General features: G+C 63.5%; 17 protein-coding genes. 11 read left to right on the top strand and 6 right to left on the bottom strand.

The genetic code is table 11. The annotated features are described in order from the left end of the window. The first annotated feature begins 74 nt into the window (after positions 1-74). The 3 genes from BLR66_RS16945 to BLR66_RS16955 all read left to right on the top strand — a co-directional run bounded on the left by BLR66_RS16945 (position 75) and on the right by BLR66_RS16955 (position 2,272). A complete protein-coding gene (locus tag BLR66_RS16945; protein WP_093289759.1) occupies positions 75-509 on the top strand; it encodes a rhodanese-like domain-containing protein in 435 nt (144 codons plus the stop codon). Positions 510-636: 127 nt separating this feature from the next. Further along, positions 637-1,152, top strand: a complete 516-nt coding sequence (gene secB / locus BLR66_RS16950; protein WP_093289760.1) for a protein-export chaperone SecB — start codon at positions 637-639, stop codon at positions 1,150-1,152. A gap of 94 nt (positions 1,153-1,246) precedes the next feature. Beyond that, positions 1,247-2,272 (top strand): NAD(P)H-dependent glycerol-3-phosphate dehydrogenase, encoded by a 1,026-nt coding sequence (locus BLR66_RS16955; protein WP_093289761.1) that lies wholly within the window; start codon positions 1,247-1,249, stop codon positions 2,270-2,272. A 424-nt stretch (positions 2,273-2,696) separates the two neighbouring features. Here BLR66_RS16955 and BLR66_RS16960 read toward each other — a convergent pair whose 3' ends face one another. Beyond that, positions 2,697-3,287, bottom strand: a complete 591-nt coding sequence (locus BLR66_RS16960) for an outer membrane beta-barrel protein (RefSeq protein ID WP_093289762.1) — start codon at positions 3,285-3,287, stop codon at positions 2,697-2,699. A 448-nt stretch (positions 3,288-3,735) separates the two neighbouring features. Here BLR66_RS16960 and BLR66_RS16965 point away from each other — a divergent pair, with 448 nt between their 5' ends. Together BLR66_RS16965 and BLR66_RS16970 are read left to right on the top strand one after the other, a co-directional pair. After that, positions 3,736-5,100, top strand: coding sequence for an alpha-L-fucosidase (locus BLR66_RS16965; protein WP_093289763.1), 1,365 nt, complete (start codon positions 3,736-3,738; stop codon positions 5,098-5,100). 242 nt (positions 5,101-5,342) lie between these two features. After that, complete coding sequence (locus tag BLR66_RS16970; protein ID WP_176943934.1) at positions 5,343-6,395, top strand: alkaline phosphatase family protein; 1,053 nt, start codon at positions 5,343-5,345, stop codon at positions 6,393-6,395. Positions 6,396-6,442: 47 nt separating this feature from the next. Here BLR66_RS16970 and BLR66_RS16975 read toward each other — a convergent pair whose 3' ends face one another. From BLR66_RS16975 to BLR66_RS16995, 5 genes are read right to left on the bottom strand one after another with little or no spacing between them, the layout of a single operon-like run. Further along, positions 6,443-7,342, bottom strand: coding sequence for a 2-dehydro-3-deoxygalactonokinase (locus tag BLR66_RS16975; RefSeq protein ID WP_093289765.1), 900 nt, complete (start codon positions 7,340-7,342; stop codon positions 6,443-6,445). Then, positions 7,339-8,265, bottom strand: coding sequence for an SMP-30/gluconolactonase/LRE family protein (locus BLR66_RS16980; protein WP_255402745.1), 927 nt, complete (start codon positions 8,263-8,265; stop codon positions 7,339-7,341). Before BLR66_RS16980 ends, BLR66_RS16975 begins: the two co-directional genes overlap by 4 nt. A 4-nt stretch (positions 8,266-8,269) precedes the next feature. Continuing rightward, positions 8,270-9,418 (bottom strand): galactonate dehydratase, encoded by a 1,149-nt coding sequence (gene dgoD / locus BLR66_RS16985; RefSeq protein ID WP_093289766.1) that lies wholly within the window; start codon positions 9,416-9,418, stop codon positions 8,270-8,272. Continuing rightward, complete coding sequence (locus BLR66_RS16990) at positions 9,415-10,044, bottom strand: 2-dehydro-3-deoxy-6-phosphogalactonate aldolase (RefSeq protein WP_093289767.1); 630 nt, start codon at positions 10,042-10,044, stop codon at positions 9,415-9,417. Before BLR66_RS16990 ends, dgoD begins: the two co-directional genes overlap by 4 nt. A gap of 16 nt (positions 10,045-10,060) precedes the next feature. After that, a complete protein-coding gene (locus BLR66_RS16995; RefSeq protein ID WP_093289768.1) occupies positions 10,061-10,810 on the bottom strand; it encodes an SDR family oxidoreductase in 750 nt (249 codons plus the stop codon). A 318-nt stretch (positions 10,811-11,128) separates the two neighbouring features. On the opposite strand from BLR66_RS16995, the gene BLR66_RS17000 reads away from it, so the two are divergent. The 6 genes from BLR66_RS17000 (at position 11,129) to BLR66_RS17025 (ending at position 24,334) form a co-directional block, all read left to right on the top strand. Then, a complete protein-coding gene (locus BLR66_RS17000) occupies positions 11,129-12,079 on the top strand; it encodes a LysR substrate-binding domain-containing protein (protein ID WP_255402747.1) in 951 nt (316 codons plus the stop codon). 384 nt (positions 12,080-12,463) lie between these two features. After that, entirely contained in the window at positions 12,464-15,439 is a 2,976-nt protein-coding gene (locus BLR66_RS17005; RefSeq protein WP_093289770.1) for a TonB-dependent receptor, read from the top strand. Between the two features lie 159 nt (positions 15,440-15,598). Beyond that, complete coding sequence (locus BLR66_RS17010; protein WP_255402748.1) at positions 15,599-16,843, top strand: glycoside hydrolase family 27 protein; 1,245 nt, start codon at positions 15,599-15,601, stop codon at positions 16,841-16,843. Between the two features lie 575 nt (positions 16,844-17,418). Further along, positions 17,419-20,070: a TonB-dependent receptor gene (locus BLR66_RS17015; protein ID WP_093289933.1), complete on the top strand. Its 2,652-nt coding sequence runs from the start codon at positions 17,419-17,421 to the stop codon at positions 20,068-20,070. A 120-nt stretch (positions 20,071-20,190) separates the two neighbouring features. Then, the gene (locus tag BLR66_RS17020; protein ID WP_143014692.1) at positions 20,191-22,458 is read left to right on the top strand and encodes an exo-alpha-sialidase; all 2,268 of its coding nucleotides are present in this window, start codon (positions 20,191-20,193) and stop codon (positions 22,456-22,458) included. Beyond that, on the top strand, positions 22,442-24,334 hold the full coding sequence (locus BLR66_RS17025; protein WP_218119667.1) for a glycoside hydrolase family 2 protein: 1,893 nt from the start codon (positions 22,442-22,444) through the stop codon (positions 24,332-24,334). Before BLR66_RS17020 ends, BLR66_RS17025 begins: the two co-directional genes overlap by 17 nt. The last annotated feature ends 12 nt before the right edge of the window (positions 24,335-24,346 follow it).

Below are 24,346 nucleotides of genomic sequence, written 5' to 3' on the forward strand. Positions count from 1 at the left end.
CGGCCTCCCCCAATCCGTAATCCCCTATCCCCGCTTGTGCGACAATCGCGGCCCGTTTTGCAGCTGCCCATACCGTGAACTTCGAACAACTGCAGGCCTTCGCCAGCTCCTCCCCCCTGTTGTCGCTGGCCCTGGTCGGACTGACCCTGGCCATCATCGTCACCGAGATCGCCCGCCTGTTCCGCGGCTACAAGGCGCTGCGTCCGGCCGAGCTGACCGGCCTGATCAACCGCGACAACGCCCTGGTGGTGGACTTGTCGGCCAGCGCCGACTTCGAAAAAGGCCATATTGCCGGCAGCCGCAACATCGCCCCCAGCCAGTTCGACCCGGAGAACAAGCTGCTCGCCGCCGCCAAGCAACTGCCGGTGGTGGTGGTATGCCGCAACGGGCAGGCTTCGGCCGCGGCGGCCAAGCGCCTGAAGAAAGCGGGTTTCGAGCAGGTGTATTGGCTGGATGGCGGCGTCGCCGCCTGGCAGCAGGCCGACCTGCCGCTGGTCAAGGGCCGCTGAGCCTGCGCTTTCTCGCGGCCGGCCCTTGAAGCCGGGCCGGCACGTCGCCATCCCATGCGATAATTCCTCTCTTTCGCGCCACCTTCTTCCACCCAGATTTTCCCATACAGATCCACGGAGTACGTTCATGTCCGACGAAACCACCAACGGCGCCATCGCGCCCGCCGATGCCAACACTCCCGCCTTCACCGTGGAGAAGATCTACGTCAAGGACGTGTCCTTCGAAGTGCCCGGCGCGCCCGCGATCTACAGCGAGAACGTGCAGCCGGAGCTGCAGCTCAACCTCAACCAGCGCGTGCAGCGCCTGAACGAGAACGCCTTCGAAGTCGTGCTGGGCGTGACCCTGACCTGCAAGGCCGGCGACAAGGTCGCCTACGTGGCCGAAGTGCAGCAAGCCGGCGTGTTCGGTCTGGTCGGCCTGGAGCCGCAGGCGGTCGATGGCCTGCTCGGCACCCAGTGCCCGAACATCCTGTTCCCGTACATTCGCCAGCTGCTCAGCGACCTGATCCAGGCCGGCGGCTTCCCGCCGTTCTTCCTGCAGCCGATCAACTTCGACGGCCTGTACGCGGAAACCCTGCGCCAGCGTGCTGCGCAAGGCGAAGGCGGCGAACTGGCCAACACCGAGCCGGCCGGCAACGCCTGATCCTCGCAAGACCCGATCCTGTGGTTGAATCGCTGCGGTAAGCAGCGATCTGGCGGGCCGTGAACGGCCCGCCGTTGTTTCCAGGAGCGACAGCTTGGCCGAATCCTTGAAAATCGCAGTACTGGGCGCAGGCTCCTGGGGCACCGCGCTGGCCGCGCTGATGGCGCGGCATGGTCACGCCGTGACCCTGTGGGGCCGCGATGCGCAAGCCGCCTCGGTCATCGACCAGGCGCACGAAAACGTCCGCTATCTTCCCGGCATTCCGCTGCCGGACACCCTGCGCGCCACCACCGATCTGGCCGCCGCCCTGCACCAGGCCGATCTGGTGTTGGTGGTAGTGCCTTCGCACGCGTTCACCGAAACCTTGCGCCTGCTGGCGCCATTGCGCCCACCTGCCGCCGGCGTGGCCTGGGCGACTAAAGGATTCGAAACCGGTTCGGGGCGATTCCTGCACGAAGTGGCCGAAGACATCCTGGGCCCGGCGGTGCCGCTGGCCGTGGTCACCGGTCCGTCCTTCGCCAAGGAAGTGGCGATGGGCCTGCCCACTGCGGTGACCGTGCACGGCAGCAATGCCGAATTCGCCCAGCGCGTAGCCGACGTGTTGCACGGCCCCGCATTCCGCGCCTATACCGGCGAGGACATGGTCGGCGCCGAGCTGGGCGGCGCCATGAAGAACGTGCTGGCGGTGGCCACCGGTGTGGCCGACGGCATGCAATTGGGCCTCAATGCCCGTGCCGGCCTGATCACCCGCGGGCTCAATGAAATGCTGCGCCTGTCCGCGGCGATCGGAGCCAAGCCCGAGACCCTGATGGGTCTGGCCGGGCTGGGCGACCTGGTGCTGACCTGCACGGGCGATCTTTCCCGCAACCGTCGCCTTGGCTTGGCCCTGGGCCGCGGCCAATCGCTGGACGACGCGGTACGCGAGATCGGCCAGGTGGTCGAATCGGTGCAGACCGCCGACGAAGTGATGCGCCAGGCCGACCGCCATGGCATCGATCTACCGATTTCCAGCGCCGTGCGCGCCGTGCTGCATGGCGATCTGGCCCCTGCCGCGGGTCTGCAGCAATTGCTGGCGCGCGAACAGAAACCCGAGTACCCGGAAACGCTGTTCAAGGATTGAAGTTGGTAATCCAGGATGCGCGCGCCAATTGAGGCGAGCCGTGAAGAACTGGGTAGGCGCGGGAATCGCTTTGCCCCCTTTGTAAAAGGGGGCTATGGGGGATTTGCTCTTCGCGCCAAAAGCAAATCCCCCTCGGTCCCCCTTTTGACCAGCCATTCGGCTGTTGAAAAGCGCCTCAAAGGGGGAGGAAAAGCAGGCGGTCTCGCGGCGCCAGGCTGCTTGCATTGCGGATACCGCGATGTCCGAGGCTCGGCGTAGCACCAGCCGGCGAGCCTGCTCAACCTCGGTGCGAGAAACAAAAAAAGCCCGGCACTAGGCCGGGCTCAGGGTGCGACGCGGAGAGAGAGGGACGCGTCGCGTTACGCGTTGATGGAGTGATACCAGAACAAAGGTAGCTCCATGTGAAGCAACTGCAAGCAAAGCATTACCAGGTGAAGCGCGGACCGACGAACCACTGGGTGTCGTTGTCGGCGAACTTCACATCGGCCGACAGGCCCCAGTTCTGGTTGAACTTGGCCTGCGCGCCCAGGCGGCCGTAGAAATCGCCGTCGTAGTCGCTGCCGTCTTCGTAGCCGGCCATGGCGTAGCCTTCCAGGTGCGGGGTCATCGCACCGCGGATGCCCACTTCGGCGCTGTAGCCATCCAGGTCGTCGCCGGGAAAGCGCACGTCGCCGACGGTGAAGTCGTCGCCCTTGAACTTTTCATAGGCCACGCGGGTGACCAGATCCATGCGCTGCGAAATCTCGTGGTTGTAGCCCAGGCCCACGCGCCACTGGTCGTAGCCGTAGTTCACATCCTTCAGATCCTGGTTGTTGTAACCGGCGAAGAGATGGAAGTTGGGTGCGATGGCGACCGAGCCGTTGAGGCCCCAGCCGTCGGAATCCGGCGAATCCTTCAGATTGGTGGCGCTATAGCCGCCTTCGACATAGTTGTACGACACGCCCTCTGCAGCCGAAGCGGCGGCGCTCAAGGTGAGCGCGGACAGGAGCGAAAGAGCAAGCAAGGACTTCTTCATTGCAATGAACCTCGGAGATTTATGGTTATTAGCCAGCGCTGGGGCGTGTGCCGTTCGCAGCCGGTGTGTGAAGTATCCGTAAAGCGCTGCAATGCCCACTGAATACCAAACTGACCAGTGCATAAATTAAAAGGGTAGTGGCGGAACTTTCCGCGTTGAGCCAACTACGCGCCGTATCTCCAAATCCATCGGCGTCAGCAATTGCCGATCGAGTCGCGCGTCAATCGCTGATCGATGGACCACATCGGCCAAGACTCCTGGTCACATGACGATGCCGCTCATCGCAATAGTGTTGGCGATGTATCAGTTTGATGCATGCGATTGCAGTACTTCTCCCGGACGGATATACCTTCGCCTGTTGGCTGTCGCGTGTCCGCGCCGTCCGACGATAGTTCGCTCTCAACAGACGCACGGAGGAAGGAAGCATGGGTGTTCGGGACATAGGCGCATGAAGGCGCATTTTCTATTGCTGGCGCTGTGCTTCGGCGTTTCCAGCCCAGTCTGCGTCCAAGCCGCGGAAAAAGGTCAGGCACCCGAAGCGATCGGCAAGGGCGTTCCGACAGAAGAGCGCATGCAATGGTTCAAGGACGCCAAGTTCGGCGTGTTCATCCATTGGGGCATCTATGCGGTGGATGGGGTCGGCGAATCCTGGTCGTTCTTCAACGGCGATATCTCCTACCCCGATTACATGAAGCAGCGCAGCGGCTTCAACGCCGGCAAGTACGACCCAGACGCCTGGGCGGCGTTGATCAAGCGCAGCGGTGCGCGCTACGCGGTGCTGACCAGCCGCCATCACGATGGGGTGGCGTTGTGGAATTCGCGCCAGGGCATCAACGTGGTCCGCGATACTCCCGCCGGACGCGACCTGGTCGGTCCATTCGTGGATGCGTTGCGCAAGGACGGGCTCAAGGTAGGCCTGTACTACTCTTTGCCGGACTGGTCGTATCGCGATTACGACGTGTTCACCCGCCAGGAGAAGCGCTATCAGTTGAAGGACGATCCGGCCCGCTGGCAACGCTTCCTCGACTACTACCAGGGCCAGCTGAAGGAAATCGCCGATCGCTACAACCCGGACCTGTACTGGTTCGATGGCGATTGGGAACACAGCGCATCGGAGTGGCAATCGGCCAAGGTCCGCGAACGGATCCTGGCGCACAACCCGAACGCGATCATCAACTCGCGCCTGAAGGATTACGGCGACTACGACACGCCGGAGCAGGGCGTGCCCGTGCTGCGCCCGGCATCCAAGTATTGGGAACTGTGCCTGACCATGAACCAGTCCTGGGGCTACCAGCCGCGCGATAACCAGTACAAGAACGCCAACCAGCTGATCCACGTACTCGCCGACACCATCGGCATGGGCGGCAACCTGCTGCTGGACATCGGCCCGCGCGCCGACGGCAGCATCGACGAAAGGCAGGTGCAGATTCTGGAAAAGATGGGTCGCTGGACCGGCAAGCACGCCGAAGCGATCTACGGCAGCCAGGCGGGCATCCCGCTCGACCACTTCCACGGGCCAAGCACGCTTTCGCCGGACCGCAAGACGCTGTACCTGTTCCTCGACGGCAAGCCCAGCGGCGAAGTGCTGGTCAAGGGCCTGGACAACCAGGTGCTGCGCGCGCGCGTGGTGGGAAGCGGCGCGCAGGTAGCGCACCGTGTCCTGGGCAAGCACGACTGGAGCAAGGTGCCGGGCCTGCTGTATCTGGACGTGCCGGCCGAGGCGCTGGATGCGGACATGACCGTACTGGCGCTGGAACTGGACAAGCCGGTGGCGTTGTTCCAGGAGGAAGTCAAAGCGATCGAGAGCAACTGAAGCGATCGCCCCACCGTCCGTCGTGCTGCCCACTTTGTGTCATTGGCAGGCGGGTATGCTTGAGCGGTGGAACCAGCGGGGCTTGTCGCCGGACCACAAGCGCAACCTGCATTGCCCGTGGCTTAGAGAAGATTTCGCTGCATGATCTCCAGCAACCGCAAGATCCGCCAATCGGCATGAGAGCAAGCCCGAAACCCTGCGCGCGTTTGGTTCTCGGCAGTTTGCTGTGGCTAGCTGCAACCATGGCGCACGCGGCCGATGACCGAAGCCAGACCCGCAACGTCGTCCTGGTCACCCTGGACGGAGTGCGTGTGCAGGAAATATTCGGCGGCCTGGACGCCGAGGTTCTGCGCAGCACCCTGGCCGAGGGTCAGGAGCTCGCCAAGCACCCGGCCTACCAGCGTTATTGGGCCAGCACGCCGGAAGCCCGGCGCGAGAAACTGATGCCGTTCTTCTGGGCAACGCTGATGCGCCGGGACGGCTCCATTGCCGGCAACCCGCAGCGCGGCAGCCGCGTACAACTCGGCAACACCATGCGTTTCTCCTATCCGGGTTATGCGGAACTGCTGACCGGTCGTGCGCATGACGAGACCATAGACAGCAACGACAAGCGCCAGCAGCCATTCCCGACCGTCCTGGAGTTCGTGCGCCGCAAGCTGGGTCTGCCGCGCGATAAGGTCGCCGTCTTCGGTTCCTGGGATCGCTTCGAAGTGATGCCGGAACACGAAGCGGGGTCCCTCTTCGTCAACGCCGGATTCATGCCTTACCCGGATCCCGACCCAGGCATACGCCGCCTGAGCGATATGCAGGAAGGCGCCAGCGCCTGGGACGAAGAGCGTTTCGATGTCTTCACCAGCGCATTCGCCATGGCCCACCTGCAAACCGCGCGGCCGCGATTGCTGTACGTGGCGCTGGGCGATACCGACGAGTGGTCGCACGCACGGGATTACCCACGGACGCTCGAAGCGCTGCACCGCACCGACGAGTTTCTGCGCGAACTGTGGGCCTGGCTGCAGTCGCAGCCGCAATACCGCGACCGCACCACCCTGATCGTCACCACCGATCACGGTCGCGGCCGGACCGTGAAGGACTGGAGCGACCACGGCCCGGGTCTGGAGGGGGCGCAGGACATCTGGATCGCAATCGCAGGGCCAGGGCATCGGCGCCGCGGCGAGTGGAGCGATGCGCGCACGCTGCGGCAGGGACAGGTCGCGGCGACCATCGCCGCCGAATTTGGGCTGGATTATTCGGAACAGGACGCCAAGGCGGATCCGTCGATCGACGATGCGCAGTAGGGTCGGCGGCTAAGGCGTCTTCGGCTTCCTTCGCCAGCCAGCGACCCCTACGCCGGGATCAGCGATTTCGCTAGGCGATGCATTCCGTAGGCCGCCAGGTTTTCGGAGTGCCGTTGCACGCCAACACCCAAAGCCACCAGCGTCCTGGCGTAAGCGTCGATCAAACGGTCGTTGCCGATGAGGTGCACCTGCGCCGGACGTGGGGTCCGCGAGAACAATCCGGATGCATTGACCTCGTGCCCGATCAGCAGGCCCGACAGGTACGAAGGCAGCGCGGCCTCGGAGAATCGGCCGAACAACCCCAGCGTCCGCACGCCGAACAAATGATGCAGCAGCCCGCCGGCTTCGGCGCTGCGGCGCAGGCCGGCATCGAAAGCGTAGGCGTCGAAGCGCGAGTCGTCCTTGCCCATCAGTTTTCCGAGCACGGTATGCCGGCGCATGGCCGCATAGGTTTCTCCGGTCATCGCAGTGGCGATGGAAACGATCTTTCCGTCGCGTACGCTTATCCATTTGCTGTGCGTGCCGGGCAGGCACAGCAAATGGGTTCCCTGGTGCAACAGCTCAAGCAGCGCGCAGGCCTGGGTTTCCTCGCCGCGCATGACATCGGGCACTTCGGTCGAATTACGGTCCGCGACTCCGGGCACGAACCACAGCCGCCGTCCTGGAAACTCGGGCACTTCCACCGGCGCCATTGCCGCGGTCAGTTCATCGATGCCGGCCGGACAGTCCTGATAGGGCTGCTCGAACCAACCATCGCGGCTGCCGATCATCCCGCACAGCATGATGTCCGCGTCGTCCCAGGCTGCGATCAGCGGGGCAAGCGTCGCGGCGAAATTTCCATCGCACGCCAGTACGCCGCGGTCGCTGCGCTGCTGTTCTATCACGGCGCCGGCGGCATCCAAACGGTACGCGCGCAGACTGCTGCTGCCCCAGTCGATAGCGATCATGCGAGCTCGATCCGGCTTTCCGGCAGACCAAGCGCGCGCGGCAGGGGAACCTGCCAGATTCCTCCCGCGCCGGTTGTGCGCGCCAGTTCCTCGGCGCTGTTGTCGATCCGCGCGCTGCTGATATACAAGCGATCGTAGGCGGCGCCGCCGATGGAGCAGCAGGAAGGATTCTTCACCGGCAGCGGCACGATCCTGTCCACGCTGCCATCGCCGCGGTAGCGCACGACGCGGCCTGCGCCCCATTGCGCGTTCCACAAATAGCCGTCGGCATCGATGATGGAACCGTCGGGCGATGCGCCGGCGGCGTCCACTTCGGCGAATACGCGCGAATCCGATACCTCGGCGCTGCGGGCGTCGTAATTGCAATACAGGATCCGCGGTTCGACCGAGTCGCAGTAGTACATCCTGCGGCCGTCGGCGCTGAAGCAGATCGAGTTGGGAATGGCGGCGGCGGGCAGATCCAGCCGGCGCAAACCATGTGGGCCCGAGTACTGGTAGAACGCGCCGATGGGAGCATTGTCGCTGCGTTCGCTCTTGGTGCCGAAGACGAAATTTCCGTTGCGGTCGCTGCGGCCGTCGTTGATGCGGGTTTCGGCGTTATCGGCTTCCACATCGGCCAGCTTTTCCAGCGGAAGGGTTGTTCCTTCCTGCGCGGCATCGGGATCGGCCAGGTACAGGCCCTTGGCCAGACCCAGCAGCAGCTGGCCGGTCTGGCACAGCGCCAGCGAACCCAGGCGGTCCGGCAAGACCCAGTGCCGGGTGACGCGTCCATACGGCCGGTGCGTCCATAAATGCGAGGCATCGATGTCGGTCCAGAACAGCGCCGCGCGCCGTTCGCACCAGAGCACGCTTTCACCCAGCGCGCAGCGACTGTCGACGACCAGGCTGGGAACGACGCGATCCAGGTCGACGTAGGCGTTCACCGCATCACCACTCCGCGACGCTGCCGTCGGCGTGGCGCCAGACCGGGTTGCGCCAGGCGGGAGGATTCCGGCTAGCTTCGATCAATCGTTGCTCGTCGATCTCCACGCCAAGGCCGGGCTTGGGCAGCGCCGCGATGTTGCCATCGATGCACTGGAAGTCCTCTTTGTTGAGCACGTAGTCCAGCAGGTCGGCATCTCCGTTGTAGTGGATGCCGATGCTCTGTTCCTGCAGCACCGCATTGTGGGCGACGAAATCGACTTGCAGGCAGGCCGCGAGCGCAACCGGGCCCAATGGACAATGCGGCGCAAAGCCGACGTCGTAGGCTTCGGCCATGGCCGCGATCTTGAAGCATTCGGTGATGCCGCCGGCATGGGAAAGATCCGGTTGCAGGATCGACAGACCGCCGCCGGCCAATACCGATTTGAACTCGAAGCGCGAGTACATGCGTTCGCCGGCGGCCAGCGGGATGGAGGTGGCGTCGGCCAGGCGCGGATAGTATTCGGCCTGCTCGGGCAGCACCGGCTCCTCGACGAACAGCGGGTTGTGCGGCTCCAGCTCGCGCAACAGCACGCGCGCCATCGGCACGCTGACGCGGCCATGGAAGTCGACGCCGAAGTCGATGGTATTGCCGAACGCCTGGCGGATCTCGGCGACCTTGGCCACGGCCGCATCGATATTGCGCGGGCTGTCGATCAGCTTCAGTTCCTCGGTGCCGTTGAACTTGAACGTATCGAAGCCAAGGGCCTGGTACGACTTGATCTGCGCGATGATGTCGGCCGGCCGGTCGCCGCCGACCCAGCGGTAGGTTTTCATGCGGTCGCGCACGCGGCCGCCCAGCAATTCGTACACCGGCACGCCCAGCACTTTGCCCTTGATGTCCCACAGCGCCTGGTCGATACCGGCGATGGCGCTCATCAGGATCGCGCCGCCGCGGTAGAAGCCGCCCCGGTAAAGCGTTTGCCAAAGATCGTTGATCCGCGATGGATCCTTGCCGATCAGGTACTCGGACAATTCATGCACGGCCGCTTCCACCGTCTGCGCGCGGCCTTCGATAACCGGTTCGCCCCAGCCGCTTATGCCTTCGTCGGTTTCTATTTTCAGAAACAACCAGCGCGGTGCGGCATGGTAGGTGCTCAGACGCACGATCTTCATGGCATGGATTCCAGATAGGCCTGCTTGAAAGCACGCGCGCCCTGACGTGTGCGTTCGACCGTTTGGCCTGGTTTATAGAGCTCGCCGCCGATGCCCGCACCCGCGCTGCCGGCGGAGAGGAAATCGGCAAGGGTAAGGGGCGTGACGCCACCGACGACGAACAGGGGAACGGCAGGCAGCACCGCGCGCAGAGCGCGCACGTGCTGCGTTCCGTAAGTGGAAGCGGGAAAAAGCTTGAGCATCTGCGCGCCGGCGTCGAGCGCGGCGAAGGCTTCTGTAGGAGTGGCGAAACCAGCCACCACCTGCAGCCCAAGCTGCACCGCGTGGCGTATCACCGCCGGATTGGTATTGGGGGTGACGATGAAGCGCGCTCCTAGTCCATGCAGAACCTCGACATCGTGCTGGCGCAGCACGGTGCCGCCGCCTATCCAGAGGTCAGGGCCTGCTTCGCGAGCGGCGGTGCCGATGCTGTCGGCCCAGTCCGGCGAATTGAGCGGAATTTCGATAGCGTCGTAACCTTCTTCCACCAGGGCCCGCACATGCGCCGATGCCTCATGCGCATGGATGCCGCGCAGGATCGCGATCAGCGGCAGGCGAAAAGGAGAGGTGGCGGCCTCGATGCTCATGTGCGGGTCGGTCGCCTCACTCGTGATAGAGCTGCGAGCGGCCGCCATCGATCAGGATGTCGGTGGCGTTGATGAAGCGCGCTTCGTCGCTGGCCAGGAACAGCGCGGTGTGCGCGACCTCCTCTGGCGTGCCGATGCGCTTGGGCGGCAGCAGCTCGGTCTGGGCGCGGCGCGCGGCTTGCGGGTCGGGCTGCGAAGCGAACCAGGCCTCGATGCGCGGCACCAGGATCAGGCCGGGCGAAATGGAATTGACGCGGATTCCGCGCGCGGCGTATTCGATGCCCAGCGAACGGGTCAGGCCGATCAGGCCGTGTTTGGCCACCGGGTAGGGAAACGCGCCGGGGATGATCTTGTGGCCGTGCACCGAGGCGATGTTGACGATGGAGCCGGCGCCCTGTTCCAGCATCGACGGCAGCACCGCGCGCGCCATGTTCCAGGCGCCCTTGAGGTTCAACGACAGGCAGCGTTCCCAGTCGGCATCGCTCAGCGACAGCGGCTCGGAAAACACATCGGCGCCGGCGTTGTTCACCAATACGTCGATGCGGCCGTGCTGGTCCAGTATCCGCGCCACCGCAATGCCGATCGACTCGGCATCGGTGACGTCTGCGAGCAGATGAGCGGGATTGTCGGCGAGCTCCGGCGAAGGATTGCGGTCCAGTCCGAACACATGCGCGCCGTGCGCCGCGAACAGGCGCGCGGTGGCTGCGCCGATGCCGCTGGCTGCGCCGGTGACCAGCGCTACCTTGCCTTTCAGGCGCGCGCTCATCGCCGCACTCGCGCGGGTTTGGGGTGGGGCGAAGGGCGCCCTGGCGTCTTGCCCGGATAGGTTTGCGCCATGGGCCCTCCCGGCTCGTAGCGATGGTTCGGTGTCCGCGCCCCCTGTCTGTTGCCGACAGATGCCTCGCGCGGCTCGTGCACAACGGTTGTTCTTGTTCTGGTCGTTGCAACGTCTGCAGGGCGGTGCAGCAACGTTGGATCAGCGTGGCATAGGGTTGCCCGCGTTAGCTATGTACGACAAATGAAATTTTCGTCATATGCTATTCCCCGTGCATATAGCTTGCTGAACGCTCCAGGGAGAGTCCCCGTGGTCCAACCCTCAACCAGCTGGTTCAACGCCTCACGGCTCAAGACGCGCCATCTGTTGCTGCTGTTGCACCTGTACGAACAGCGCTCGGTGCTGCGCGCGGCCGAGGCGGCCAACATGACCCAGCCGGCGGCTTCCAAGCTGCTGTCGGAAATGGAAGGGATCCTGGGGGTGCCGCTGTTCGAACGCCATGCGCGCGGGGTAGAGCCCACCTGGTATGGCCAAGTGCTGATCCGCCGCGCGCGCTCGGCCTTGTCGGAAATCGGCCGCGCCCACGATGAAATAGCGGCCATGCGCAACGGCCGCATGGGCCAGGCGTCGATTGGCACGGTGGTCAATCCGGGCACCACTCTGGTGCCGCAGGCCATCGCTGCGGTGAAGCGCGACTTCCCCGACATTCTGATCCGGGTGGAAATGGATTACAGCCGGCCCCTGGTGGCCAAGCTGCTGGACGGACAGCTGGACATCGTGATCGGCCGGATCCTGGGGCCGGAAGGGACGGGCGATCTGGAGTTCGAGCCGCTGGCCGATGAACCGCATTCGGTGATCGTAAGGGCCGGGCACCCGTTGACGCAGCGCGGCAGGGTGACCCACGCCGACCTGATCGAATACGGCTGGATCATGCCGCCGGCCGCCAGCGTGTTGCGCGCGCGGTTGGATTCGATGTTCCTGGAACATGGCCTGGCGCCGCCGCAGAACATCATCGAGACCGCGTCGCTGCCGGTCATCATCCACCTGTTGCGGCATAGCGATCTGCTGACCGCCCTGCCTGCCGAATCGGTGGCGCCTTACCTGCAGACCGCGCAAATGCAGGTCTTGCCGATAGAACTGGGCGTGCGCATGGAGTTCTTCGGCATCATCCGCCGCCGCGACCAGCAACTGTCCCCGGGGGCTGAACGTGTCCTGGAAGCGCTGCGCGCCACGGCGCGCCAGCTGTATCCGGCCCTGTAATCGATTCCATCGGCTGAACGCCGGGAGCGGTCGGTTCCGTATTCAAAAACAACATAGCTTCTGCTCAATATTTCATTGGTATGGAATGTTGACAGCGGCCTATGCTCGCCTCGCAAGTCACATTTAGATGTTTTTTTTGTTAGCGCTACCACATGAGGGCAGTAACAGATCCGCAATGTGTCGGATGCCGGAGGAAAGGGCATCGCGACAACCCGAGAGGACGAGGGACTACAAGACGCGGGGAACCGGCAGGGGGCCGGGATCGGGCCCGGAAGCAACAAGAGGCAAATCACTACTCAACACAAGAGCACGGCCGGGCGCAAAAAACGCACTGGTCCGAAAACCAGCCAATCGTTCGTCAAGGTGTCCTGGGAGGGAACAACCATGTCAACGCGCCAAAGCCGTACCCCGGCAAGCCGGGTAGCAGGCCGCATCAATTTCCGTAAATTCCAGCGTTCGGCCATTGCTTTGAGCATTGCCGCGCTGCTCAGCGCCAATGCCCATGCGCAGGAGTCCCAGACCGCCCCGGACGACGCAGACGCGAAAAAAGAAGCCGTCGATCTGGATGCTGTCGTCGTCACCGGCATCCGCGGCTCCATTTACAGAGCCCAGGACATCAAACGCGACTCCGACACCTTCGTCGACTCGGTCACCGCGCTGGATATCGGCGCGCTACCCGACCGCAGCGTCACCGAAACATTGTCGCGCATCCCCGGCGTTACCATCGACCACTTCCTGTCGGTAGGCGATCCGGAACACTTCTCTGCCGAGGGCAGCGGTGTCCAGGTCCGCGGCCTGACCCAGGTCCGTTCCGAACTCAATGGCCGCGACAGCTTCTCCGCCTCCGGCGGCCGCAACTTGAGCTTCGGGGACGTGCCTTCCGAGCTGATGGCTGGCGTCGATGTCTACAAAAACCAGAAGGCCGACATGATCGAGGGAGGCGTGGGCGGCAGCGTGGATCTACGCACCTTCATGCCCTTCGATTTCGACGGCCAGCGGATCAGCGGTACCCTCAGCGAGAACTACGGCGACTTCGCCGAGGAATACAAGCCCACTGTCTCCGGCCTGTACAGCAACACTTGGGACACCAGCATCGGCAAGGTCGGCTTGCTGGTCGATATCACCCATTCCGAGCTGGCCACCCGCACCGATGGCATGTTCGTACGGCCGTTTTTCCAGAACGACAACAACGATCTGAACGGCGACGGCGTCAACGAGGAACTCTGGCTGCCACGCGGCGCCGACTGGCGCACGCTGCAGTACGAGCGCAAGCGCGATGGCGCCTATGTCGCCCTGCAGTGGCGCCCCAGCGACATCGTCGAACTCTACGCAACCGCCTTCCAGAGCAAATACGATGAGCTCTGGAACGAGGATGCGATCTTCGTCTCGAACGATCCCCTCGCGGTGGCGATTGACGCCAGCCAACCGTATGAACTGGACGGCGATGTGTTCCGTTCCGGCCGGCTCACCCAGCCCGGCGGCGTCCCCATGGGAACGGATATCCGCGCCTCCCACCGCAAATCCAAGACCACCGACTTTTCCTTCGGTTTGAAGTGGGCGCTCAGTGACGCCACCGAACTGACCACCGATTTCCAGTACATCAAGGCCACCACCAAGAGCCTGGATTCCACGGTGTCCCTGGGCGTCAACGTGCCCTATATCGACGTCGATCTTCGGGGCGGCAGGCCGACAATCGGCGTCGATGAGGAGTTCACGGGAAATCCCGCCAATTATTATTGGGGTTTCACCATGGACCATCAGGACGACAACGAGGCCGAGGAACTGGCCTGGCGCGCCGACCTCAAGCACAGCTTCGATAACGGCTTCATCAAGTCGGTCAAGTTCGGCGTACGCCTGACCGATCGCGACGCCACCAGCATCGATACCGGCTACAACTGGAAACCGGTGTTCCAGACCTGGATGCAAGGGTGGGCGATCCCGGCCGGCGCGATGCCGCCGCTGGATCTGAATAGTACGGTCAATTCCAGTCTGGTGCACCTGAATACCTTCGACAATTTCTATCGCGGCGACGCCAACACGCCGGGCGGCTTTTATGCACCGATCCTGGCCACGGCTCTCGGTTATCCGGGCAGCTACCAGGCTATCCACGATGCGGCCATCCCGTACTACATCAACGATTGCGGGTTCGGGCAGTACTGCCCTTACCAGGCAACGGTTCTGGACGACGTACACACCAATGTCCAGGCCGAGACCACCGAAGCCGCCTATCTGATGGTGAACTTCGGTCTGGACAACGCACGTCTGGATGGCAACGTCGGCGTACGCGTGGTGCGCACCGAGAACGCCGCCAGGGGTTTCCTGATCTACCCGAACCAAGGGCGCGCGCCTTATCTGGGCGCCGGCGAATCGGAACCCATCACGGCCGAAAATTCCTATACGGATGTGCTTCCCAGTCTGAATCTGCGTTGGGAATTTGCCGACAATCTGATCCTGCGTTTCGCTGCCTCCAAGGCAATCGCGCGCCCGAATTTCAGCGACATGCAGGCCTACCAGATCCTCAACGCCGACGTCGACGAGGGCGCAGGCCCCAGTTGCGCCGGCACCGCCCAGGTCCCGGTCGACTGCCTCGACCTGACCGGCAGTTCCTTCGACAACCCCTATCTGGAACCGATGAAGGCCAACCAGTTCGACCTGTCGCTGGAGTGGTACTTCGATCCGGACAAGGGCGGCATGGCCTGGATCAACCTGTTCCACAAGGACGTCTCGGACTATTTCCGCCGCCAGACGCAACTGGTTTCCTACCCGGGCGTCGATGGCAACGAATACGACTACCTGATCACCCGTCCCGTGAATGTCGGCACCGCGCGTATCCAGGGTGCGGAGATCGGCTGGAACCAGTTCTTCGACTTCCTGCCTGCGCCTTTCGACGGATTCGGAATGTCGGCGAACTACACCTACATCGACAGCTCGACCAAGGTGCCGAACAATCTGGATACGCAGCCGGTCGATACCGATGGCTCGGTGTTCGGCGATCTGCCGGCCGACGGCCTGTCCAAGAATTCCTACAACGTAGCCGCCTTCTACGAGAAGGGTCCCTGGCAGATCCGTTTGGCCTACAACTGGCGCAGCAAATACCTGCTGTCGATCGGGCCCAATGGCTATAACGGCGGCGACAACAATATTGCCTGGAAGCTGCCCGTATACAGCGACGACTACGGGCAGTTGGATGGCTCCATCTTCTACAAGTTCAACGATCACATCACGCTCGGCCTGGAGATGAACAATCTCAACAACGCCGAACAGCGCACGATCATGGACCAGAACGGAGCTGGCAGCCGCGTCACTTCCTGGTACGTGAACGACACGCGCTACGCCGCGACCCTTCGCGTGACGTTCTAAGCGTGTCCGAAGAAGGGGAGGCGTTTCCTCCCCTTTTTTCGTCGGCAAATCGCCTCCTGCCCAAGGAATACGCCATTGGCACCATTCGCGGTGCGAGGAGCGCGTATTCGCTTCTTCCCCCGGCGCATTGCGACCGGTCATTTCGGACGGTCCTTACCCATGCAGCGTAAGCGAACCTACAAGCTGATTCCGGTGTGGCTCGCACTGATGTTGCTGGCTTCGGCCTTGGCGATCCGGCCGGCGCTGGCATTGGAAGAACCGGCCGACGATGCGCAGCCCGCGCAGGCCGAGCCGCCGCGCACGATGAACGGCCTGGCGACGACGCCGCCGATGGGCTGGAACAGCTGGAACAAGTTCGCCTGCAACGTAGACGAGAAACTGATCCGCCGCATGGCCGATGCGATGGTTTCCTCGGGCATGCGGGACGTCGGTTATCGCTATATCGTCATCGACGATTGCTGGCATGGCGAACGCGATCGCGACGGTTTCATCCAGGCCGATCCCAAACGTTTTCCTTCCGGCATGAAGGCGCTGGGCGACTACATCCACGCCAAGGGCCTCAAGTTCGGAATCTATTCCGATGCGGGCCGCAAGACCTGCGGCGGTCGGCCGGGCAGCCAGGGCTACGAATTCCAGGACGCCCTGCAGTACGCGCGCTGGGGCGTGGATTATCTGAAGTACGACTGGTGCAACACCGGCACCCGCAATGCGCAGGAAGCCTACACGCTGATGGCCGACGCGCTGCGCGCCAGCGGCCGCGACATCGTGTTCTCCCTGTGCGAATGGGGCAATCAGAAGCCGTGGCTGTGGGGCAAAACCGTCGGCAATCTATGGCGCACCACCGGCGACATCTACGACAAGTGGCAGGGCCGGCATAAATACATGCTGGGCATGCTGGATATCGTGGATATCAACGAACCGCTCTGGCCGTACGCGGGTCCGGGGCACTGGAACGATCCGGACATGCTGGAAGTCGGCAATGGCGGCATGACGGAAACCGAGTACCGCACCCACTTCAGCCTGTGGGCGATCATGGCTGCGCCGTTGATCGCCGGTAACGATCTTTCGCGGATGGATGAGGCGACCAGACGCATTTTGCTCAATCGCGAAGTGATCGCCGTCAACCAGGATGCGCTGGGCGTGCAGGGACGCCGCGTTGCGAAGAACGGCGACCAGGAAGTCTGGGTGAAGGCCTTGGCGGATGGCGGGCGCGCGGTATTGTTGTTCAATCGCGGTGAACGGCCAGCCGAGATCGGTGTGGAATGGGAGCAACTGGCATATCCGCGCCATCTCAGCGCGCGCCTGCGCGATCTCTGGAAGCAGCAGGATCTGCCGCCGCAAGTGGGGCGCTATGCGACCACGGTCGAGCCTCATGCAACGGTGATGCTCGTGGTTCAACCCTGATCGCGGCTCACACAACGCGATGACTGGCCCGCGCAGACCGTTCGCGCTCGTTGCTTCAACGCCTGCCGCGCGCACGTATCGTTTTGCAGCAACAGATTAAGGCGGATGCCGGGCGTCCGTGTGCTATGGATGACGCGTTGCAGCATTCAAGAACGATATAGATCAAGGCGAATATTTCATTGGTGTGGAATGTCACCGCCACCTATGCTGCGCGCAACTTCGGATTTGGGCGCTGATTTATTGTTAGCGCTAACAATGCGGCTTCCAGCCAATTGAGGAGGTCCGGCAATAAGGCGAAGCATCGACTGTCGTGAGGTTGTGATCGGTGCGGGCGCCGGTGTCTGGAACGAGCGGTGGCGAAGATCTGGCCTATGCAGCCAGGTCAAGCCGACAACGAGCATTTTTCCTGGCCGAGAGGATCGTGGTACGGGATTCCGTAGCGGGATTCTCAAGAACAGGTTTGTCTTTTGGTTGTATCCCTGGGAGGGAATAGAGTGATTGCAGCGCAACAGAACCGCGGCCCGGCAGTCCGGACCGCAGATCGTACGTCCGTCCATACGCTTCGGCATTCGCTCATTGCGCTCAGCATCGCGGCTTTGCTCAGCGCCAATGCTCACGCCCAGGAGGCAGCGGCAATCACCGACGAGGCCGCAAAAACCGAGGCTACCGAACTCGATGCGGTCGTCGTCACCGGCGTGCGCAGCAGCGTCACCAAGGCGCAGGCGATCAAACAGAACGCCGAACAGATCGTCGATTCCATCGTCGCCGAAGACATCGGCAAGCTGCCCGACAACAACGTCGCCGAGGCGTTGCAGCGCATCTCCGGCATCCAGATCCAGCGCAACTACGGCGAAGGCAGCGAAATCGCCATCCGTGGTCTGACCCAAGTCCGCACGGAACTCAACGGCCGCGACATCTTCACCGCCAACGACGGCCGCGGACTGAGCTTCGAGGACGTGTCGGCCGAATTGCTTTCCGGCGTCAACGTCTACAAGAACCCGTCGGCGGAGATGATCGAAGGCGGCCTGGGCGGCACCGTCGATCTGCGCACGCGCCTGCCTTTCGACTACGACGGCATGAAGCTGGCCGGCGGCATCCAGTACAACCATTACGACTTGGCCGACAAAGGCGAAACCGCTTTCTCGGGCCTGTTCAGCAATCGCTGGCAGACCGGCATCGGCGAGATCGGTCTGCTGGTGAACTTGTCCAAACAGAAGGGTTCGTTCCGCCAGGACACGATCTCGATCGAGCCTTGGTACGACCAGACCGGACCTGTAGACGGTCTGCCGGGCTACGAAGACCAGAATGTCTCGGTGCCGCACGGCGCCGGCATCAATACCACCAATGGCGAGCGCGATCGCCAGACCAGCGCCATCGCGTTGCAGTGGCGCCCCAACGACGATGTCGAGGTGTATCTGCAGGCGCTGCGTTCGGACTACGACTTCAGCTGGCTGGACTACTCGTTCTTCGTCTACAGCGGCGGCAACCCGATGCAGCCTGTTCCCGGCAGCAGTTACGTGGTCAACGACCGCAACGAATTCGTCAGCGGTACGTTCCAGAACACTCCGGCCGACTCCAACACCAGCTTGACCAAGCGCCACTCGGTCACCACCGACTATTCGGCGGGCGCCAAGTGGACGGTCAACGATCGGCTCTCGCTGAGCACCGATTTCCAATACGTCGATGCCACCACCGAGTCCACGCGCTACATCGTCGGCACCGGCATGACCGCCACGCCGCGCTTCACCATGGACTTCAGCGGCGACCTGCCGCGGCTGACCGTGACCGACGCCAGCGGCGCGGAGGGCTACCTGTCCGACAGCGCCAACTACATCGGTTGGAAGTTCCACCTGGACAACCAGGACGACAACAAAGGCACCGAATTCGCCTGGCGCAGCGACATGGATCTGGCCTTCGACGAAGGCTTCTTCCGCAGCTTCAAGGCCGGCGTGCGCTACACCGACCGCGATGCCAAGAACAAGGGCAACGTCTGGCGTTTCATGTGCTTGAACGGCTGCGCCGGCGCCGCCTTCGCCGACTATCCGAACATCCCGCTGGTGCAGAACCCGACCTCCGACTTCTTCCGTGGCGACGGCTATACCTTCGGCCCGACCCTGACCGCGTCCAACGCCGCGGTGGGGGATTACGGGGCGACGCTTGCCGGCTTCGGCGCGGAGCCGCTGACTTTCGGTCCGCGGAACATCAACACCCAGAGCGAACAGACCTACGCGGCGTACGGTGTGCTGCGCTTCGGCAGCGACGCGGGCGCACTGCCATTCGACGGCAACGTCGGTGTGCGCGTGGTCCGCACCGAACTGGAATCCACGGGCGTCATGACCAACCCCGACGATCTGGCCGGCCTGCTGCCGATCAGCGTGCAGCAGAGCTATACCGACGTACTGCCCAGCCTCAATCTGCGTCTGTTCCTGCGCGACAACCTGCAATGGCGTTTTGCCGCGTCGAAGGGAATTTCGCGCCCGGGCTTCGACAAGCTCAATCCCAACCTGGGTTTGAGCGTCGATACGGGTGGCCGCCGCACCGGCTCGGCGGGCAATCCGAACCTGACCCCGATGGAGGCCAATCAGTTCGATACCTCGCTGGAATGGTACTTCGGCAAAGGCTCCATGCTGTACGGCACCGCGTTCTACAAGAAAGTCGACGGCTTCATCGCCGATGTCACGGCTCCCGAAACCATCGATGGCGTGGAATGGGAGATCACCCGCCCGGTCAATGGCGATAACGGCAAGATCAAAGGCGTGGAAGTGGGCTACACCCAGTTCTTCGATTTCCTGCCGGGCTGGTTGAGCGGTTTCGGCCTGCAGACCAACTACACCTATGTCGACAGCAAGGCGCCAAGCCCCACCGCGACCGACACCAACGGCCAGGCGCTGACGGTGCCGCTGCAGGGTCTGTCCAAGAACAGCTACAACGTCATTCTCAGCTACGAACAGCCGCGCTTCGCCGCGCGTGTGGCCTACAACTGGCGCAGCGATTGGCTGGTGACGACCGCCGGCAACGGCACCGGCAATTTGCCGGTCTACAACAAGGGTTTCGGACAGCTGGATGCTTCGGTCCGTTTCAACATCAACGACGTCTGGTCGGTTTCGCTGGACGGCATCAATCTTCTGGATACCCGTCGCGAAAGCTATCTCGGCTACGAATCGCGCTTGCGCGACTTCGTGATCAACGACCGCCGCTACGGCATCACCTTGCGAGCCAGTCTGTAACCGCCGAACGGCGGTTCCGGACCCGCCCCACGCCTCCCCGCGTGGGGCGGGATTATCGGAGTCCATAGTCACCAAGCTGTTCCATTCGCGCGTCGCCCGTTCTCTGGAGGTCGTTTCCCGATGCATGCAATCCGTAATCGGCCTGCACAGGCGGCACCGCAGAAGAGCACGGCCTTGCGATGGTTGGCGTTCTTCGCGGGCCCACTGTTTGCGGGCCTGTTCGCCTGCTCGGATATAGCGCAGGGTTCGCCGGCCGCTGAAGTCGCTTACCGCTGGAACAATGTGGCCATCGGCGGCGGCGGCTTCGTCACCGGACTGTCGTTCCATCCCGCCGAGAAGGGATTGGCCTATGCGCGCACCGATGTCGGCGGCGCCTACCGCTGGGACATGGCGGGAAAGCGCTGGGTGGCGCTGACCGATTGGATCGGCGTCGAGGACGTCAATCTGACCGGTATCGAAAGCTTGGCTATCGATCCCTCCGACTCCGAGCGCGTCTATCTGGCGGCGGGTACCTACACTAATCCGAAGGTCGGCAATGGCGCCATCCTGCGTTCGCAGGATCGTGGCCGCACGTTCCTGCGTACCGACTTGCCGTTCAAGCTGGGCGGCAACGAATTGTCGCGTGGCAACGGCGAGCGGTTGGCGGTGGATCCCAACGACGGCCGAGTGCTGCTGTTCGGCACCCGCCGCGATGGTTTGTGGCGCAGCGAAGACCATGGCTCGCGCTGGTCGAAGGTGGAGAGCTTTCCCGCCATCGCCACCTCGCCCGCGGCCAGCGCGCAGGGCTGGAATCGCGTCCAGCAGATAGGCATCGTGTTCGTCGAGTTCGATGCCGGCAGCGGCCGTGCCGGCCACTCGACGCCGCGTATCTACGCGGGCGTCTCCACGCAGGAAACGAGCCTCTATGTCTCCGACGACGCCGGCCGCAGCTGGCAAGCGGTGGAAGGGCAGCCGGTCGGATTGCGTCCCAACCACATGGCCCGCGGCAGCGATGGTACCTACTACTTGAGCTATGCCGACTTGCCGGGCCCGGACAAGATGAGCGACGGCGCGGTGTGGAAGTACGTTCCCGCCACCGGCGCCTGGACCGACATCACGCCGGTACCGCAATCCACCGATACCGAGAAAGACGGTTTCGGTTGGGGCGCGGTAACAGTGGATCCGCAGAATCCTCAGGTACTGCTGGCCAGCACATTCACCCGCTACGGGCCGCACGACGACATCTTCCGCAGCACCGATGGCGGCGTCACTTGGCAGCCGCTGTTCGCGCGTTCGGATTTCGACCACAGCGTGTCGCGCTGGACGGCGGATCACACACCGCACTGGATGGCCGACATCGAGATCAATCCGTTCGACAGCGACGAAGCGATGTTCGTGACCGGCTACGGCATCTGGGCCTCGCGCAACCTGACTGCGTTCGACGACGGCAAGTCGAAAGTGAAGTGGTGGTTCAAGAACACCAACCTGGAAGAAACCGTGCCGCTGGATCTGATCAGCCCGCCGGAAGGCGCGCACCTGCTCAGTGCGGTGGGCGATATCGACGGCTTCCGCCACGATGACTTGGCCGTGCCGCCCTTGCAGTTCTCCGGTCCTCGTTTGACCAATGGCGAAAGCATCGCCTACGCCGGCCAGGTGCCGTTGACCGTGGTCCGCAGCGGTACGGTGCGCGATCGCAACAACAACGAAGTGCGCGCGGCGTATTCGCTGGATGGCGGCAAGAGTTGGGAACTGTTCGCCAGCGAACCGCCGCAGGGCGAGGGCGCCGGACATATCACCATCGCCGCCGACGGCAAGCGCGTGATCTGGACGCCGTTGAAATCGGGGGCATGGATCACCGCCGATTTCGGCAAGCACTGGCAGAAGGTCAAAGGCGTGCCCGATACCACGGTGATCGAGGCCGACCGGGTGGACGAAGGCATCTATTACGGATTCGACGGCCTCACCGGCAAGCTGTACGTCAGCGGCAACGGCGGCGTGGAATTCAAAGAGGCCCAGGGCGTGGTGGGCGAATTCGGCGATTGGTTCCATCCCGAAGTGCATCCCGATCCGCTGCACAGCGGCGTGGTCTATCTCACCGCCTCCTGGCGCGGACTGCTGCGCTGGTCCTCGGGCAAGCTGGAACGGTTGCCCGGCGTGGAGAACGCGCATTCGCTGGGGTTGGGCAAACCGAAGGAAGGCAGCGACACGCCGGCGCTGTACCTGTTCGGGCAGATCGCCGGCAAGACCGGCCTGTACCGTTCCGACGACGACGGCCGGCGCTGGACCCGCATCGACGACGACGCGCACCGCTACGGCAAGATATATCGCGTCACCGGCGATCCACGCCTGTATGGGCGGGTGTATTTCGCTACCGGCGGACGGGGAATCGTGTATGGCGATCCGCGCTGAATGCTCCATCAGCATGAGCTCGCTGCGCCGACTCGCTGTCGCGTTGCTGGCGTGCTCGCCATTGGCCTGCGCGCCGTTGCTGGCGAATGCGCAGGGATACACGCCGCGTCCACAGGAGCGCGTGTCCGATGCGCCGGTGCCCACGCCGATTGCTGAGCCTGCCTCCACACCGTTGACCAACTTGCCGGGTCGCCAACGGCGCAGCCTCAACGGCAAATGGCAGGCGCTGGTGGACGGGTACGCCGACGGCATCGGCGACTGGAAGGCGGTCTGGAAAGACCGTACCGCGACAGGCAAGACCCAGTTCTTCGAATACGGATTCGACGACAGCGTTACCCTGGAAGTGCCGGGCGATTTCAATACGCAGCGGCCGGAGCTGACCTGGCTGGAAGGTTCGGTGTGGTATCGCAAGGCGTTCGAATACGATGCTGCCCACGGCAATGGACGGCGGCTGTTCGTCCACTTCGGCGCCGCCAATTACCGCACCGACGTGTTTCTCAACGGCGAGAAGCTCGGCAGCCACGAAGGCGGGTTCACGCCGTTCCAGTTCGAACTGACCGGGCGGTTGAAGGACGGCGAGAACCGCCTGCTGGTGCATGTCAACAACGAACGCCGCAAGGACGGCATTCCGGCGCAGGGCTTCGACTGGTTCAACTATGGCGGGTTGACCCGCGACGTGGATCTGGTCGAAACGCCGGTGACCTATATCCAGGATTATTCCCTGCAGCTTGCGCCGGATTCGTTGCGACGGGTAGACGGCTGGGTGCAACTGGCCGGCACGGCGCCGCGGCAGCCGGTGCGCGTGCGCATTCCGGAACTGGGCGTGGACGTGCGCACCCAGGCCGGCGCCGACGGTCGCGCGCCGCTGCGCTTCGAGGCGCCGTTCGCATTGTGGTCGCCTGCGAAACCCAAGCTGTACCGCGTGGAGGTCTCCACGCCGCAAGAGTCGCTGCAGGAAGACATAGGTTTCCGCAACATCGCCGTGCGCGGCGACGCGCTGCTGCTCAACGGCGAGCCGCTGTTCCTGCGCGGCGTCAATTTCCACGAAGAAATCGACGGCCGCCGCGCGCATTCCGAAGCCGATGCGCAGCGCATGCTGGAGCAGGCCAAACAGCTGGGCGCCAATTTCGTGCGTCTGGCGCACTACCCGCACAGCGAACACCTGGTGCGCTTGGCCGATCGCATGGGCCTGCTGCTGTGGCAGGAGATCCCGGTCTACCAGGGCATCGACTTCGCCGCCGCCGGCATGCAGGACAAGCTCGAGGCGATGCTGGCGGAGATGATCGGCCGCGACCGCAACCGTGCCGCGGTCATCGTATGGGGCATCGCCAATGAGACTTCGCCCGGCCCTGCGCGCAATGCGGCGCTCTCCACGCTGGCGCAACAGGCGCGCCGGTTGGATCCCACGCGGCTGGTCAGCGCGGCGTTCTATGGACCCGGTTTCAACAGTGGCACATTGACCGTCGCCGATCCGTTGGTCGCATCGCTCGATGTGGTCGGCATCAACGAATACTTCGGCTGGTACACGCCCTGGCCGGTCGAACCCGAGCAAGCAGTGTGGAAGCCGTTCGGCAAGCCGCTGCTGATCACCGAATTCGGCGCCGAGGCGCGCTACGGCCATCACGGCGCGGCCGATGTGGCCAGCGCCTGGAACGAGGAATTCCAGGCCGAGTTCTATCGAAAACAGCTGCGCATGCTGGCGCGTATTCCGTTCCTGCGCGGCACGGCGCCCTGGGTGATGATGGACTTCCGCTCGCCGGTACGGATGCATCCGTTCCAGTCCGGCTATAACCGCAAGGGGCTATTGTCCGAACGCGGCGAGCGCAAGCTGGCCTGGCAGGTGATCCACGACTATTACGCGGAGGTTGGACGGTGAGACGCACTCTTT

It is taken from the genome of Pseudoxanthomonas sp. CF125, assembly GCF_900104085.1.
In the GTDB taxonomy this organism is placed as follows: Bacteria; Pseudomonadota; Gammaproteobacteria; order Xanthomonadales; family Xanthomonadaceae; genus Pseudoxanthomonas_A.

Excerpts from the sequence above, each read along its gene's own strand:
- secB (WP_093289760.1), top strand. The coding sequence starts at position 637 with ATGTCCGACGAAACCACCAACGGCGCCATCGCGCCCGCCGATGCCAAC.
- BLR66_RS16960 (WP_093289762.1), bottom strand. The coding sequence starts at position 3,287 with ATGAAGAAGTCCTTGCTTGCTCTTTCGCTCCTGTCCGCGCTCACCTTG.
- BLR66_RS16965 (WP_093289763.1), top strand. The coding sequence starts at position 3,736 with ATGAAGGCGCATTTTCTATTGCTGGCGCTGTGCTTCGGCGTTTCCAGC.
- BLR66_RS16970 (WP_176943934.1), top strand. The coding sequence starts at position 5,343 with ATGGCGCACGCGGCCGATGACCGAAGCCAGACCCGCAACGTCGTCCTG.
- BLR66_RS16975 (WP_093289765.1), bottom strand. The coding sequence starts at position 7,342 with ATGATCGCTATCGACTGGGGCAGCAGCAGTCTGCGCGCGTACCGTTTG.
- dgoD (WP_093289766.1), bottom strand. The coding sequence starts at position 9,418 with ATGAAGATCGTGCGTCTGAGCACCTACCATGCCGCACCGCGCTGGTTG.
- BLR66_RS16990 (WP_093289767.1), bottom strand. The coding sequence starts at position 10,044 with ATGAGCATCGAGGCCGCCACCTCTCCTTTTCGCCTGCCGCTGATCGCG.
- BLR66_RS16995 (WP_093289768.1), bottom strand. The coding sequence starts at position 10,810 with ATGAGCGCGCGCCTGAAAGGCAAGGTAGCGCTGGTCACCGGCGCAGCC.
- BLR66_RS17005 (WP_093289770.1), top strand. The coding sequence starts at position 12,464 with ATGTCAACGCGCCAAAGCCGTACCCCGGCAAGCCGGGTAGCAGGCCGC.
- BLR66_RS17010 (WP_255402748.1), top strand. The coding sequence starts at position 15,599 with ATGCAGCGTAAGCGAACCTACAAGCTGATTCCGGTGTGGCTCGCACTG.
- BLR66_RS17020 (WP_143014692.1), top strand. The coding sequence starts at position 20,191 with ATGCATGCAATCCGTAATCGGCCTGCACAGGCGGCACCGCAGAAGAGC.
- BLR66_RS17025 (WP_218119667.1), top strand. The coding sequence starts at position 22,442 with ATGGCGATCCGCGCTGAATGCTCCATCAGCATGAGCTCGCTGCGCCGA.